This is a genomic window from Exiguobacterium sp. R-39, from assembly GCF_049942815.1.
GTDB lineage: Bacteria > Bacillota > Bacilli > Exiguobacteriales > Exiguobacteriaceae > Exiguobacterium_A.
On sequence record NZ_CP187965.1, the window covers coordinates 2,112,410 to 2,127,527 of the forward strand.

At 49.2% G+C, this 15,118-nt stretch carries 14 protein-coding genes, 1 other RNA gene and 2 other annotated features; of the genes, 3 read left to right on the forward strand and 12 right to left on the reverse strand.

Translation table 11 applies throughout. The features are described from left to right. Positions 1-6 precede the first annotated feature (6 nt). Positions 7-224 (reverse strand) — a binding site (T-box leader). 42 nt (positions 225-266) lie between these two features. Further along, the gene (gene recD2 / locus ACP26N_RS11230; RefSeq protein ID WP_131502704.1) at positions 267-2,492 is read right to left on the reverse strand and encodes an SF1B family DNA helicase RecD2; all 2,226 of its coding nucleotides are present in this window, start codon (positions 2,490-2,492) and stop codon (positions 267-269) included. 117 nt (positions 2,493-2,609) lie between these two features. Here recD2 and ACP26N_RS11235 point away from each other — a divergent pair, with 117 nt between their 5' ends. Then, complete coding sequence (locus ACP26N_RS11235; RefSeq protein ID WP_131502705.1) at positions 2,610-3,158, forward strand: VOC family protein; 549 nt, start codon at positions 2,610-2,612, stop codon at positions 3,156-3,158. Between the two features lie 49 nt (positions 3,159-3,207). Here ACP26N_RS11235 and ACP26N_RS11240 read toward each other — a convergent pair whose 3' ends face one another. Genes ACP26N_RS11240 through cymR form a run of 4 tightly spaced genes read right to left on the reverse strand, consistent with a single transcriptional unit; the run spans position 3,208 to position 6,566 of the window. Continuing rightward, on the reverse strand, positions 3,208-3,864 hold the full coding sequence (locus ACP26N_RS11240) for a tetratricopeptide repeat protein (protein WP_426353842.1): 657 nt from the start codon (positions 3,862-3,864) through the stop codon (positions 3,208-3,210). A 13-nt stretch (positions 3,865-3,877) separates the two neighbouring features. Beyond that, the gene (gene mnmA / locus ACP26N_RS11245) at positions 3,878-5,002 is read right to left on the reverse strand and encodes a tRNA 2-thiouridine(34) synthase MnmA (protein ID WP_426353843.1); all 1,125 of its coding nucleotides are present in this window, start codon (positions 5,000-5,002) and stop codon (positions 3,878-3,880) included. Between the two features lie 12 nt (positions 5,003-5,014). Then, positions 5,015-6,145 (reverse strand): cysteine desulfurase family protein, encoded by a 1,131-nt coding sequence (locus ACP26N_RS11250; RefSeq protein WP_131972447.1) that lies wholly within the window; start codon positions 6,143-6,145, stop codon positions 5,015-5,017. Positions 6,146-6,158: 13 nt separating this feature from the next. Next, on the reverse strand, positions 6,159-6,566 hold the full coding sequence (gene cymR, locus ACP26N_RS11255; RefSeq protein WP_026827839.1) for a cysteine metabolism transcriptional regulator CymR: 408 nt from the start codon (positions 6,564-6,566) through the stop codon (positions 6,159-6,161). Between the two features lie 63 nt (positions 6,567-6,629). Between cymR and ACP26N_RS11260 the strand changes: the two genes are divergently transcribed. Then, on the forward strand, positions 6,630-7,943 hold the full coding sequence (locus tag ACP26N_RS11260; RefSeq protein WP_131502709.1) for a replication-associated recombination protein A: 1,314 nt from the start codon (positions 6,630-6,632) through the stop codon (positions 7,941-7,943). Between the two features lie 35 nt (positions 7,944-7,978). On the opposite strand, the gene ACP26N_RS11265 is transcribed toward ACP26N_RS11260, so the two are convergent. The 3 genes from ACP26N_RS11265 to ACP26N_RS11275 form a co-directional block, all read right to left on the reverse strand. Continuing rightward, entirely contained in the window at positions 7,979-8,743 is a 765-nt protein-coding gene (locus tag ACP26N_RS11265) for a tRNA threonylcarbamoyladenosine dehydratase (RefSeq protein WP_131502710.1), read from the reverse strand. Positions 8,744-8,841: 98 nt separating this feature from the next. Then, a non-coding RNA gene (gene ssrS / locus ACP26N_RS11270) (6S RNA) lies at positions 8,842-9,031 on the reverse strand. Positions 9,032-9,098: 67 nt separating this feature from the next. Continuing rightward, positions 9,099-10,301, reverse strand: coding sequence for a DASH family cryptochrome (locus ACP26N_RS11275; protein ID WP_426353844.1), 1,203 nt, complete (start codon positions 10,299-10,301; stop codon positions 9,099-9,101). A 140-nt stretch (positions 10,302-10,441) separates the two neighbouring features. Here ACP26N_RS11275 and ACP26N_RS11280 point away from each other — a divergent pair, with 140 nt between their 5' ends. Continuing rightward, positions 10,442-10,564 carry a hypothetical protein gene (locus tag ACP26N_RS11280; protein ID WP_012370953.1) on the forward strand — a complete coding sequence of 41 codons (123 nt, stop codon included), beginning with the start codon at positions 10,442-10,444 and terminating at the stop codon, positions 10,562-10,564. Positions 10,565-10,655: 91 nt separating this feature from the next. Here the strand turns inward: ACP26N_RS11280 and ACP26N_RS11285 are convergent, their stop codons facing one another. The 4 genes from ACP26N_RS11285 to dtd form a co-directional block, all read right to left on the reverse strand. Then, positions 10,656-11,243 (reverse strand): DNA-3-methyladenine glycosylase, encoded by a 588-nt coding sequence (locus tag ACP26N_RS11285; protein WP_131502712.1) that lies wholly within the window; start codon positions 11,241-11,243, stop codon positions 10,656-10,658. Between the two features lie 61 nt (positions 11,244-11,304). Further along, on the reverse strand, positions 11,305-13,071 hold the full coding sequence (aspS, locus tag ACP26N_RS11290; protein ID WP_131502713.1) for an aspartate--tRNA ligase: 1,767 nt from the start codon (positions 13,069-13,071) through the stop codon (positions 11,305-11,307). Beyond that, positions 13,071-14,348, reverse strand: coding sequence for a histidine--tRNA ligase (gene hisS, locus ACP26N_RS11295; protein ID WP_114595342.1), 1,278 nt, complete (start codon positions 14,346-14,348; stop codon positions 13,071-13,073). Before hisS ends, aspS begins: the two co-directional genes overlap by 1 nt. 41 nt (positions 14,349-14,389) lie before the next feature. Continuing rightward, positions 14,390-14,613, reverse strand: a binding site (T-box leader). A gap of 56 nt (positions 14,614-14,669) precedes the next feature. Further along, complete coding sequence (dtd, locus tag ACP26N_RS11300; RefSeq protein WP_426353846.1) at positions 14,670-15,107, reverse strand: D-aminoacyl-tRNA deacylase; 438 nt, start codon at positions 15,105-15,107, stop codon at positions 14,670-14,672. Positions 15,108-15,118 lie beyond the last annotated feature (11 nt).

Consider the following 15,118-nt stretch of genomic DNA (forward strand, 5'->3'; position numbering starts at 1 on the left):
TCCCTGAAAAGGGACGAAAGCATCGCTTTCGTGGTACCACCCTCGTTCGTAAAGACATGTGCTCCCTTTACCTCGAAAAATCCGTTAACGGAGATTACCCGCAAGTGTTTGCACTCGACTCCGGAAGGAGCTTCAATCGAATCGTCATGAAGATGGTTGCAGCAGATCCATCTCTCTCTGGTCATGAAGATTACGACTTACTTATCTTCCATCAACGTTTTGCGTTCATTCATCTACCGTGATTATTACCTATCTGGTGCATTCAGTCAAGTCTTTGTCATACCGCCGAGCCGTTCAATCAGCCGGGTCCGCCGGCGTGGTTCTTCCTCTTGGGAAGCTTTATAAAAGGCACGGGGATCTCCGAACAACAACAAACTGGCTTTTGCCCGTGTGACGGCCGTATAGATGAGATTACGGGAATGTTTAAAGGCTCCGGTGAAAAAGACCGGCATCAGGACAATCGGAAACTCCGACCCTTGTGCTTTATGAATCGTAATCGCATACGCATGTGTGAATTGATCCCACTCACTCCGGTTGTATTCGACTTCCGTCTGATCGAACCGGGCAATGATTTTGTCCACCTTGTCGACATTTTCCTTTGCAAAAAAGATGTTGACGATTTCGCCGATATCCCCGTTATAGACATTTTCTTCCGCATTATTGACGAGCTGAAGAATTTTATCTCCACTCCGGTAAATTCGTGTCCCTTGTTTGACTTCCCGTTTTTTGGGCGCTTCCGGATTATAGACCTGTTGCAGGACGATGTTCAGTTCATCGATTCCTACCTGTCCACGATACGTCGGCGCCAGGATTTGGACGTCAAACTTCGAATAGCCTTTCGCCAGTGCTTTTTCCGCGAAGGCGGCGATACCGCGTAACGACTCTTGCGGGGCGAGCGAATAAAATCGCCGGTCAGATAACGGAGCAAGCAAGTCAGCTGACGTGACCCGGTTTTTCAAATCGTGAGCCAGCCGAAGAATCGAGGAATCCTCGGCTTGCCGGTGAACGACATTGAGCCGAACGACCGGAATTCCGTCTGTGTCCATTAAGTCGGCCAGGACTTGTCCCGGTCCGACCGACGGCAGTTGATCACGATCGCCGACAAATAAAATCTTCATGCCATTCGGTACCGCTCGTAACAAACTCGATAACAGGTAGATATCTATCATCGATGATTCATCAATGATCAAAACCTTGCCCGAGATCGGTTGGTCTTCGTCCAATTGAAAATTTGACCCGTCATATTTTAACAAACGATGGATGGTCATCGCCGGAACATCCGTCGCTTCCGACAAGCGTTTTGCCGCTCGTCCGGTTGGAGCAACAAGGACATAGGGATAGACCTCACCCGACTTGACCTGACTTTTTTCAAGCGGCCAATCATGAATTTCCTGAAGCGCGTGCAAAATCCCTTTAATGACGGTCGTCTTCCCGGTACCCGGTCCACCCGTCAAGACCATCAACGGCGCTTTGACCGCCAGTTCGATGGCTTCCCGTTGTTGGACTGCATATTCCATACCGAACCGTTCTTCGAGCTGACCGATGGCCGACAGAATCGTCGCGACATCAACTTCCTGCTCCGCTCCGTTCGCCATGACACGGGCCAGTTCCTTTGCCGCCCGGACTTCCGCATAAAAAATCGTCGGCAAATACAAACAGCCTTCTTCGAGTTTGACCTTATCTTCGTTCAACAACAGTTCGATGGCTTGTTCGAGACGTTCGCCGGGATCTTCTCCGAGTAGACGGGGTGCCCGTTGCAACAGTGATTCGACGGTTGCAAACGCATGCCCCTCTCCCGCCTCCTGTTCGAGTATATGCATGATGGAGGCTGCGACCCGTTCCGGATGCAAGCCGATAAGCCCCAGATGCGAGGCGATTTGATCGGCTGTCTTAAAACCGATGCCACTGACTTCGTACATTAAAGAATAAGGATTTTCCCGAATTCTCGCCATCGCGTCTCCTTCATATGCCGCATAAATCTTCGCCGCGAGTTTCGGAGTAACATCAAACGGGGCTAAAAAAAGCATCAATTGATCAACACCGTATAGGGTTGCGAGTCGGCTGAAGATGACATCGGCCTGTTTTTGTTTCAGTCCAGGGACACGGTCAAGTGCCTTGCTGTCTTTTAAGATGATATCGATTGCATCTTCACCAAGAGCATCGACGATGTTTTTCGCTGTTTTCGGACCAATGCCGGTAAACGAACCGTTCGTCAAAAAACGGACGGCTGCGTGTTTCGTCATCGGAACCGACCGGCGGATCAACTCTGCTTTTAGTTGTTTACCGAATCGCGGATGATCAATCAATCGTCCGAATGCTTGATACGTTCCGCCGAGTTCGATTCCGACACCGGTTCCTGTGACGACGAGTTCTGTTTCTTTTAATTCAAAGTTCTTTTCTTTAATTGCCATCAAAACGATGGAATGGGCTTCTTCTTCGGAGGAAAAAAGCACACGTTTAATGCGGCCGACTACTTGATGGGGGTGCTCCATCACTCCACCTGCTTTCTGTCTGAACTCCATTACGCTGTTCCAATCATAGCATTCGTTTAAGGGATTTTAAATGAGGGAAACATTTCTTGAATCAATAATTGAATGGAGGAACAAATCATGGGACGATTGCCAGTTGCCGGATTGTGTGAATTAGTGCTGGAAGTGGAAGATATGGAACGGGCTGTTGCCTTTTGGAACGGGACGCTTGGTATTCCGATTGTTGAACAGTGGGCACCGGAAGATGCCGAGCCGAGTCATGAACAGGAAAAGCAGGACGGCGTTTGGGCAACGTGGTTGTACATTGGCGGAAACACCCGTCTCGGCCTTTGGCTCAAACGTGACTTTACAATGGAAGAACGGACAGTCAAACACCTTCCTGTCACAGAGTGGGACAGCTTGTACGATGAAGGCGGAGTCCATGTCCATTGCGCCTTTTATGTCGAGAAAAATGAATTCAAAGAAGCCCTTGATTTGTTGCGTACTGCTTCAATTGATGTCAAAATTCGTGAATGGGATGAACAGGAGACATCGAATGATAAGGAGTACTCCGCTTACTTTAAAGATACGGAACAAAATGTCATCGAACTGTATACGAAAAACATGGACGAAGCGTATGAAGACTTTTCCGGTCCACCGTTACGAATCGTACGTGAAGTCGGACATTAATGAAAAAAGCGTTGCGAAACCGGGATGTTCATCGGTCGCAACGCTTTTTTTAGTTCAATAAGGCATCCATCTTCGCTTTCGCATCCTGTGCCATCGTATGGTTCGGCTGATAAGCAAGAACAGTTTCGAGTTCCGTATAACATGCTTCCTGCTGACCTAAAAAAGCCAGTGCAATGGCATAGTTATAACGGGCATCCGTGTGTGTCTCTTCCAGCAATAATACCTGCTCGAAGATTTCAGCCGCTTCTTCAATCTGTTCGTTCTGAGCAAGGGCAAGACCGTACTGGAAGGCGATTTCAACATCTACACCGTTCAGTTCCGTGGCTTGCTTCAAACGTGGAATTCCCCGGACCGGATCACCCAGCTTTTGATATGTCAGACCGAGCATGAAATGAAGATCCGCGTCATCGAGTCCCTGTAACAAAGCAAGGCGCAATGATTCTTCGGCTTCCACCAGTAAATCCGCCGAGAAATACAATGCCCCTTTGGCATAATGGGCACTGGCAAACGTTGGATCAATCGTCAATGCCTTATCGTAAAACCGGAGTGCCCGGTCAGCATCGTCCATTGATTGGAGCAATGTCCCTAAATTGACGTAACCTGTCGGATCATTTGGTTGTTCTTCGATGGCATCGTTAAAAGCTTGAGCCGCCAGTTCATAATTCCCGGACTCCAGATGTCGGAACCCGACTTCGTTGTAGTTCATTTCATTCTCTCCCTTACGCAAGATACGTTAACTGTTTGCCCGCTTTGTATGCATCGTCAATCGTCGCCCCGCCAAGACAGATATCTCCGTCATAGAAAACGACAGCTTGTCCCGGTGTGATTGCCCGTTGCCGTTCGTCGAACGCGACGTCTAACCGTCCGCCGTCCAGAATACGAACGGTCACAGGTGTATCCGTTTGACGGTAACGGAACTTCGCTGTACAACGGAATTCTGTCCCGACCGGCATCGTTGCCGTCCAGCTGATATCAGACGCATATAACCCCTCTGAATAAAGCAATTCATTATGGAATCCCTGCTCAACGAACAGGATATTCTCTTTGAGGTTTTTCCCGACGACGAACCATGGTTCTCCGTCTCCGCCAATCCCGAGACCGTGGCGTTGTCCCATCGTGTAATACATCAGACCGTCATGACGTCCCATCGTTGTACCGTCAAGTGTCCGCATTTCACCCGGTTGCGCCGGCAGATACTGACTGAGGAACTGTTTGAAATTCCGTTCCCCGATGAAACAAATACCGGTCGAATCCTTTTTCTTCGCCGTCGCGAGGTTCGCTTCTTCGGCGATTTTCCGCACTTCTGATTTTTCCATGTGTCCAATCGGGAACATCGCTTTAGCGATTTGATCCTGCGACAGTTGGTTCAAGAAATACGTTTGATCTTTGTTTGTATCGACGCCGCGTAATAATTTATGCTCACCGTCTTCATATACAGCCCGCGCATAATGGCCCGTCGCAACAAAATCTGCCCCTAAGCGCATCGCATGGTCAAGAAATGCTTTAAATTTAATTTCTTTATTACACATGACATCCGGATTCGGTGTCCGGCCAAGTTTATATTCATCCAAGAAGTACGTAAAGACTTTGTCCCAGTACTCTTTTTCGAAATTGACTGCGTAATACGGAATGCCGATTTGATTGGCGACAGCGATGACATCTTCGTAATCTTCCGTTGCTGTACAAAATCCGTTTTCGTCGGTATCGTCCCAGTTCTTCATGAAGATTCCGATGACGTTGTATCCTTGTTCTTTTAATAAATAAGCCGTAACGGACGAATCGACGCCGCCGGACATCCCGACGACGACCGTTGTTTCCTCCGGTGCTTTTGCGCGTGTATTCATTGTTTTCACCTCTTAATTGTTCTGAAACGATTTTACGACATCTATCAGGCCTTGTGCGAGCAGTTCGACTTGTGCCGCATCGTTTCCACGGCCGAAGCTGATCCGGACCGATTGTTTCGTCCGCGGATTTTCACCGTACATCGCCGACAGGACATGCGACGGCTCAACCGATCCTGCCGTACAGGCACTTCCGCTTGAAACGGCAATCCCCCGCATGTCGAGCATAATTAAAAACGGTTCAATTTCGACGTTTGGGAAATACAGGTTGAGGACTTGCGGCAATCCTTCCGCCCCGTTGACTTCAAAATCAATCGTTGAGGCTCGCAGCCGTTCGAGCAACATCGTCCGTAACAGCCGGTACTGTCGAGTCTGCTCTTCCCGCTCCGTTGCCGTCAGCCGGACAGCTTCCGCAAACCCGACAATTCCGGCGACGTTTTCCGTTCCGGCACGACGCTTGCGTTCCTGTTCCCCACCATACGATTGAGGCGCTAACTTGATAGCAGACCGGACATATAATAATCCGACGCCTTTTGGTCCATTGATTTTATGACTCGATGCCGACAGCAAATCAATGTGCATCGCTTCTACATCGATGGGCGACTTCGCAAATACTTGAACAGCATCCGTATGGAACACAATCTGTTGTTCACGCAAGAAACGACCGCATGCCGCAATCGGCTGGACCGTTCCGACTTCGTTATTCCCGAACATCATCGATACTAAAATCGTATCCGGTCGAACTGCTGCACGTAAAGCCTCTTCCGTCACGATGCCCGACTCCGGAATATCAAGATACGTCACGTCAAATCCACGTTTCTCCAGTTCCTCGAAAGCATGAAGTACGGCATGGTGCTCAAACCGCGTTGTGATGACATGACGCCCTTTCGATTGATACTGGATGGCAGCACCGAGGATGGCATAGTTATCGGATTCCGTGCCACCGCTCGTAAAGATGATTTCCGTCGGTTTGGCGTTTAATTCCGTCGCCATCATTCGTCGTGCCGTGTCAATCGCAGCCCGCCCTGTTCGTCCGAATGCATGGACGCTTGACGGATTTCCGAATTGTTCAAGCATGTATGGTGTCATCTTCTCGAGCACTTCGGGCCGCATCGGCGTCGTTGCAGCGTGATCAAAATACATCATCGTTTTTCACCTCTCATATATAAAACATATAACCTGTATCGTCTTCTTCCGCTAAATCCTTTAATGTCGTCGTATCAAGTACTTGATCCACGGCACTTTGAATTTTATCCCACAATTTCCGTTTCGTCACTTCGTCACAATTGTCGCCTTCGACGACGACAAGCGGACCTTCGAGCAGACGGATGATATCCCCTGCGGTAATGTCTTCGGCTGAACGGCCTAATTTATATCCACCGTATGCTCCGCGAACACTTTTGACGAGACCGCCGTTACGGAGCGGGGCAATCAATTGCTCCAGGTAGTGCTCGGACAGATCATACATCTGCGCAATTTTTTTTAAAGACAATGGCTTTGCCTCGCCTCCTTTGGCGAGTGCAATCATGATTGTCAGACCATAACGGCCTTTTGTCGAGATTTTCATCATGCGAAAAGACATCCTTTCTAGTATAGTAGTAGCTAAAAGTTGAAAGAAGGAACGCTACCTATGGCTAATTTATTTGAATCACATTCTCCGGCCGGGCCACTTGCCAATCGGATGCGCCCTCAATCACTGGATGAAATCGTTGGCCAACGCCATTTGATTGGAGAATCGACCCTGTTACGCCGGGCTATTTTGGCTGACCGGCTCGGAACCGTTATTTTCTACGGACCCCCTGGAACCGGAAAAACGACGCTCGCCCGTGTCATTTCCAGTTATACGAAATCAGCATTTGAACAGTTGAATGCCGTCACGGCAAAACTGGATCAGTTGCGTGAAGTCTTAAAAGCAGCGGAATCCCGTTTGCAGTTTGACCAACAAAAAACCATTTTATTTTTAGATGAAATCCACCGTTTCAATAAAATGCAGCAGGATGCCTTACTGCCGGCACTCGAAGCCGGAACAATCACGTTGATTGGCGCAACGACGGAAAACCCAAGTTTTGAAGTCAATGCTGCCCTGTTATCCAGGGCGACTGTTTTCCGGTTCGAGACACCGACGACAGACGATTTGCGCGTTGTTCTGCACCGGACTTTAGAAGACCCGGACCGCGGTCTCGGCAAGTATCCGGTCACTGTCACCGAGGAGGCCGTCGAGCATTATGTGAAGCTTTCGGACGGTGATTACCGGGCACTGCTCAACGCCCTCGAACTCGCTGTTCTGACAACACCGGAAATTGACGGTGAAATCACGATTGACCTTGCTGTAGCCGAAGAATCGATTCAGCAAAAAGCTTTGAAATACGATAAAGACGGAGACCGGCATTACGATGTCATCTCGGCCTTCATCAAGTCGATTCGCGGCTCGGATCCCGACGCTGCCCTTTACTGGCTTGCTGTCATGATTGAAGCCGGGGAAAGCCCACGCTTCATCGTCCGCCGCCTCTATGTCCATGCAGCAGAAGACATCGGATTATCCGATCCACAAGCGCTACTGATCGTTGATGCGTGTGCCCGGGCCTGTGAGTACATTGGTTTTCCGGAGGCACGAATTCCGCTTGCTGAAACTGTGCTGTATCTCGCGACTGCTCCGAAATCAAACACTGTCATTACAGCGATTGATCAGGCACTTGAACTCGTCCGTCGATCAGATGGTGGTCCGGTCCCTCCGCATTTACGGGATGCACATCATGCCGGTGCCGCAGCACTCGGCAATGGTGTCGAATATCAGTATCCGCACCAGTTTCCGCATGCGTATGTCAAACAGAACTATTGGCCGGAAAACCTGGCACGAACCAAACCGGTTTTTTATAAGCCGAGTCCACGCGGATTCGAAAAACAATTACAGGCACGGCTCGATTTTTGGAAAAAACAACCGTAAACGATTAGAAAAAGCGACCTGCTGAGGTCGCTTTTTTAACGGACACGTTCGATGATGACGCCAGCTTCCCGGACAATCTCATTGATGACATAACTTGCCGCAATCAATCCACCAACCGATGGAACAAACGCGTTTGAACTCGGCGGCATTTTAGCTTTCCGAATAAACGCTTCATCGTTACCGACGACTTGACGGACTTCTTCGATGATTTTGACCGGTGGTTCATCCGAAAAGACGACCGGGACTCCTTTATGGATCCCTTCCTTACGCAGGCGCGTCCGGATCACTTTTGCAAGCGGATCGTAACTCGTATCTTTAATATCAACGATCTTGATTCGTGTCGGATCCATCTTGTTCGCCATTCCCATACTCGAGATAATTGGAATCTGACGTTGTTTACACTCTTTAATCAAATGAATCTTAAACGATACTGTATCCGAAGCGTCAATCACATAATCTGGATTTTCTGCAAAAAAGGCTTCGAACGTTTCTTCGTTGTAGAACATTTTCAAGCGGACAATTTCTAAATCCGGATTAATTTGCATCAAACGATCCGCCATTGCATCGACTTTCGGCTGACCGACTGTCGGTAACAAGGCATGGATCTGACGGTTGACGTTTGTGATATCGATATCATCTTTATCAACAAGAATCAAACGACCGACGCCGCTGCGGGCCAGGGCTTCCGCCGAAAACGAACCGACGCCGCCGATTCCTAAAATCGCAACAGACTTGGATGCCAATGCGTCAAGTCCGGTCTTACCGATTGCCAATTCATTACGTGAAAATTGATTTAACATCTCATAACCTCACAATACTCATACTGTTTTACTCGGAATTATATCATAAAAAAAAACGTCATGCGACGTATGGTGTGATTCATCTAAAAAAAGAAACGATGGGACCCGAAGTGCCGTGTCGATACCTTATTTTTGAACCTGCTGCGCAGGTGGGTGTCTTATCCGATTCCTATTCGTACGTCCTCCTGCTGTGTTACGAGGCATGTACTACTAGTTGGAACGTCAAACTCCCTATCAAAAAAGAGTGGCTCAAAGATAAAAGGCGGCTCTCGTACATCTCAGGAACCCCATCTGTTGCATTTAATATAGCATTCCCCTTATCGAAATGCAACTGGTTCTGACTCTTAAAATTTGGTCATTTTTCAGTCGTTTCGCTTGACATCCAGCGCCGGATAAATGCTTTGGCCGGATCATATTTTTGTTGTTGAAATTCAGGATTAAACCGTGGTGTCCGGGTCGCATTTCCAACGCCTGCAATATAAGCCCAGTTCCCGTAATTGGAGGCTACATCGTAATCAATCAACTGCTGTTCAAAGTATCGCGCACCGATCCGCCAATCCTGCTTTAAGTCATGAATCAGATAACTGGCCGTAATCTGACGTCCACGGTTCGACATCCAGCCGGTCTCCTTGATTTCCCGCATGAACGCATCGACAAACGGTTCACCCGTCTCCCCTGCAATCCAGGAATCAATCGCCGCTGGATCCGTCTTCCAGGTCAAGTGTCCGTCCCGTAACCCATTGGAACGGAACAGCCGGTGTCCTGTCTCACGCATCGTCAAGTGGAAAAAGTCGCGCCATAACAATTCGAAATACAACCAGTATGTTGATTCATTAGCGTCATGCTCGCGTTCGGTCCGTTGAAGTTCTGCCATGACCCGTCGCGGGGACAGCGAACCGTTTGCCAGCCAGGCGGATAATTTCGAAGAGTCATCAACGTCAAAGCCGTTTCGTGTTTCTTTGTAGGTAAAAATCGGCCGTTCCAAATATGCGGCTAATCGGTCCAGCCCTGCCGACTCGCCTCCCGTAAACGGGAACGCAGTTCGCGGGTCGTAGCCTGCTCTCGTTTGCGGTGATTCGATATACCGAACTTCCCCCGGTGCTTCGATTGGATCCGCAAAGCGGCCGTCATGCTCAACTCTTTTCCGGAACGCCGTGAAGACACGTTTCAGTTCGTCACTGCCGATATCTTCCCGGAGATGAAGCGTCTGGGTCTCATACATTCGCGTGGTAAAATGTTTTTGCACTGCGTTTTCCTGTCGTGTTTCGTACTCACCCGTCATCCGGTGAAAGTAAACGATGTCCTCCGGCTGAACAAACGATGTCAGTTGTTCGACTGTCTCCCCTTGTAAAATCGTCAGTTCGACGCCAAGTTGTTCTAAGTGTTCCCGCAAGGACTGAAGCGTTTCCTGTTCAAACCTTACTTGCTGTTTTCCACGGTCTCCGGATTCCTGCTGGATAAATACTGCACGGACCGTGTTTTGTTCGTTGCATGCACGCATCAATGCTTCATGATCGTCGACCCGCAAATCTTTTCGATACCATACGACTCCTGCCACGTCATCAGCTCCTTTCTCTTTTCTACCCGTACTATCTCAATCTTATTTCCTTCCGCAAAGAACCGATGTGCCGGAAAGGTTTTAACTTTTTGCTTTCGTGGAATATGATTAGTACAACTTACTAAGGAGTGAATTATTTCATGGCTGCTAAAAAAGGTAAATTAAGAACATTAATCACGCTTGCTACGACGGTCGGACCAATCGTCTACAAATTCTATAAAAAACAGCAATCTAAAAAATCAATCAATACACCAAAACGATAAAACAGCAAAACGTGCTTCTCTTTTTTGAGAAACACGTTTTTTTGTGTGTGAAGGATGTGTCCGTCAGCGACACGTTTGTTTGCCGTTCCATTTATTTTTTACTGACCCCGGTGCTTCCCGCTTCATAAAACCGCCACGGATAGGCTGTCGCTTCTCCGGCATTCGGAATCCCGATCCGGGTTGTCTGGATGACGTCAGTAACTGGACCGGCTTCAATCTGAAAACGGTGATCCGTATAGAGATCCGTTCCGGAATCCTCCGTCATCAACCCGAACGCTTGGCATAATTTGGCGGGACCATTGACAAGATTTTTTTGTTCGGTTTTCGTCAGTTCCGCATACGGTTTTCCGAAACGGCGGGTCGCAACGAGATCATGTCCGTGGACGACTTCCGCCCCGCGCAACAAAATTCCGTATCCTTCCCCTACTTCCCCGCAGACGATGTTCAAACAATGATGCATGCCGTAGGTAAAATACACATAAATATGACCGGCCGGTCCAAACATCGGTGCCGTCCGTTTTGTTGGTCGTCCACTGTAAGAATGGGCGGCTTGATCGTGCGGTCCGAGATATGCTTCCACTTCGACAATCCGCATCGTGACCTCATCAACCGTCAACAGACTCCCTAACAGTTCCGGGGCCACCTCAACCGGTGACCGTTCAAAAAAAGTGCGCTCCATCACGAATCCTCCTCCATTAAAAAAACAGATTCCCCTCATGACTGAAGGAAATCTGTTGGTATTATGATTGTTTGACAGCTGTCCGAATCGACAGTTCATTCAGTTGTGCGTCTGAAACCGGGCTTGGTGCCGCTGTCAGCAGATCGCTTGCCGAAGCTGTTTTCGGGAATGCAATCGTATCACGTAAGTTCGTCCGGCCAGCAAGCAGCATAATGAGACGGTCAAGACCGAGTGCAATACCTGCGTGCGGCGGCGTGCCGTACTCGAACGCCTCCATCAGGAAACCAAACTGTTCGTTTGCTTCTTCTTCCGTGAAGCCAAGCAGTTTAAACATCCGCTCCTGGATATCACGTTCGTAAATCCGTTGTGATCCGCCACCGAGCTCATACCCGTTCAAGACGAGGTCATAGGCTACGGCAAGGACGCTGCCCGGGTCTGTCTCGAGTTTCTCGAGATCTTCCCGGCGCGGCATCGTGAACGGATGGTGGTTCGCATAAAAACGGCCGTCCGCTTCTTCGAACGTTACGAGTGGGAAGTCTGTTACCCACAGGAAGTTGAAGACGGTTTCGTCAATCAAACCGAGTTCTTTCCCGAGTTTTTGTCGCAGTGCACCGAGGCTGTCGGCAACGATCGAAGCTTTTGCTGCGACGAAAACAAGTAAGTCACCGGCTTCAGCTGCCGTCGCTTCCACGAGTCGGGCCGTTGCTGTCTCGTCAAAGAACTTCGCGATTGGACCGTTCAGTCCGTCTGCTGTCACTTTGACCCAGGCAAGACCCTTCGCTCCATAAATCGCTGTGAATTCTTGTAATTTATCGATGTCTTTGCGGGAGAACTGATCGGCTGCGCCTTTGACATTCAACGCTTTGACTTCGCCGCCTGATTCTAGCGCCATGTCGAAGACTTTAAAGCCGGCTCCTGTGACTGCTTCTGCGACATCAATCAATTCAAGACCAAAACGCGTATCCGGTTTATCTGAACCGAACCGGCTCATCGCTTCTGCATACGGCATCCGCGGGAACGGTGTCGTGATGTCTTTTCCGAGCGTTTCTTTCATGACACGTGTCATCATTGATTCCATCATTGCATATAAATCTTCAACATCCATGAAGCTCGTTTCGATATCGACTTGTGTGAATTCCGGTTGACGGTCGGCCCGTAAATCTTCGTCACGGAAACAACGGGCAATTTGGAAGTACCGCTCAAAGCCCGAAACCATCAACAATTGCTTAAACAATTGCGGTGATTGCGGCAAGGCGTAAAACTCACCCGGGTGAACACGACTCGGAACCAAATAATCCCGTGCGCCTTCCGGTGTCGATTTTGTTAAGATCGGTGTCTCGACTTCGAGGAAATCCTGTTCGTCAAGGAAGTTCCGCATGATGTTCGAAGCTTTCGAACGCAGACGGAATGTCTCTTGTAACGACGGACGACGAAGATCGAGGTAACGGTATTTCAGACGCAAATCTTCTGATGTCTGTTCCGCTTCCTCACTGATCGGGAACGGCGTCATTTTTGAAGCGTTTAAGATGATGACTTCGTCTGCGACGACTTCGACTTGTCCGGTCGGGATGTTCGGGTTCGGATTTTCACGCTGGATGACCGTGCCTTTGATATCGAGCACGTATTCCGAACGAATCGATTCCGCCAGGCGGTGCGCCTGTTCGTTTTCCGGTTGGAAGACGACTTGGACGATCCCGGTCCGGTCACGAAGATCAAGGAAAATTAATCCTCCGAGGTCACGTCTTTTTTGGACCCATCCTTTTAATTGAACGGCTTGGCCGATTGTTTCTTCTGTTACGGTTCCGTTCATGTGTGTACGTCCGATCATTATGCTTCCTCCTTTAATTTCGCGACAATCGTATCGGCGACAGCTGATAATGGCACATCAATCTGTTCACCGGTCGACATGTCTTTTAACGCTGCTGCTCCACGTTCGACTTCTTCGTCTCCCAAAATGACAGTGAAGCGGGCTTTCATCCGATCGGCTGCTTTGAATTGTCCTTTGAACTTCCGTCCGAGATAATCACGGTCAGCGGCAAGTCCTTCGAGACGCATCAATTGCAACAGGCGTGTTGCCGTTTTTTCAACTTCTTCGTTGCCTTGCGCGACGATGAAGACATCAATCGCATCATCGATTTCCGGCAGGACACCTTCATTTTCAAGCGCCATCAACAGACGTTCGATCCCGATTCCAAATCCGATTCCCGGTGTAGCCGGTCCGCCGATTTGTTCGACGAGTCCGTTATAACGTCCGCCGCCGCAAAGTGTCGTGATCGCGCCGAACCCTTCTGCTTCCGACATGATCTCAAACGACGTGTGATTGTAGTAATCAAGTCCTCGGACCAGTGTCGGATCAATCACGTATTCGATGCCGAGCGCATCCAGGTGCAACAGGACTTGATCGAAATAGTCTTTCGAAGCCGGGTTCAGGAAGTCGAGGATCGACGGCGCTGTCGCCATGCTCGGGTGATTACGGTCGACTTTGCAATCCAGTACCCGGAGCGGATTCGCTTCGAGACGGTTCTGACAATCCTGGCATAACTCGTGGGCGACCGGTTTGAAGTGATTGACCAGTGCTTCCCGGTGCGCGGCGCGGCTTTCGCTGTCTCCGAGCGAGTTGATGACGAGCTTCAGTTTTTTCAGACCAAACGAGCGGTAAATACTCATCGCAAGACTGATGACTTCTGCATCGATTGCCGGTTCTTCGCTGCCGAGTGCCTCGACGCCATATTGGTGTAACTGGCGGAAACGACCGGCTTGCGGACGTTCATAGCGGAACATCGGTCCGATATAAAAGAGTTTGACCGGTTGATTGGCGGCGCCGTAGAGTTTATTCGTCACGAATGAACGAACGACGGCTGCTGTCCCTTCCGGACGAAGCGTAAATTGTTCCTTCCCGCGTTTTTCAAGCATGAACATCTCTTTTTGAACGATGTCTGTCGTCTCACCGACACCCCGTTTGAACAACTCTGTTTCTTCAAAGATCGGTGTCCGGATTTCTTTATAGTTGTACCGTTTACTGATCTCCCGCAATTGGTTTTCAATATACTGCCAACGTTCTACTGTACCCGGAAGTACATCAAACGTTCCGCGTGGTAATTTCATCCTAATTCCTCCTTTTTGAATACAAAAAAAGTCCTCGTCCGCAAAGGGACGAGAACCTGAAGATCCCGTGGTACCACCCTGGTTGCTGAAAATTCTCAGCCACTCGGTGCAGTTAACGCCTGCCTACGATTTTCCCTACTCTGTTCGTTTCAGGAAAATACCTCAAAAGGGTCTTTCATCTAGTTCGTCTGATCACCCTTTCAGCCGGGGGGCGACTCTCTATGCAGCCGAGATCTAAATTACTCTTCTTCGTCATCGGTTCTTAATTCGTTCTGTTATCCTTTATATTGCCTCGTTCAAAAGATCCTGTCAAGACTTTGGTCACTTTTCTAAAATCAGCGTGACCGGTCCGTCATTGACGAGTGCGACGTCCATCATCGCTCCGAACTGTCCCGTTTCAACAACAATTCCCTGCTGACGTAAACGCGCGTTAAACGCTTCATACAACTCGTTCGCAAGATCCGGTTTTGCCGCTTTCGTAAAGGCAGGACGACGGCCTTTTTTGATGTCTCCGTATAAGGTGAACTGGGACACCGATAAGATTTTACCTTCGACATCCTGCAACGAACGGTTCATCCGCTCTTCTTCATCCTCGAACACCCGTAAACCGGCAATTTTGTCCGCCAACCAGTTGACTTGCTCCAGCGTATCGTCATGCGTGATCCCGACGAGTAAAAGAAATCCTTGATCGATTTGACCGGTAACTGCCCCTTCGACCGTCACACTTGCTTCTTTGACCCGTTGTAATACGACTCGCATTTCTATCCGCT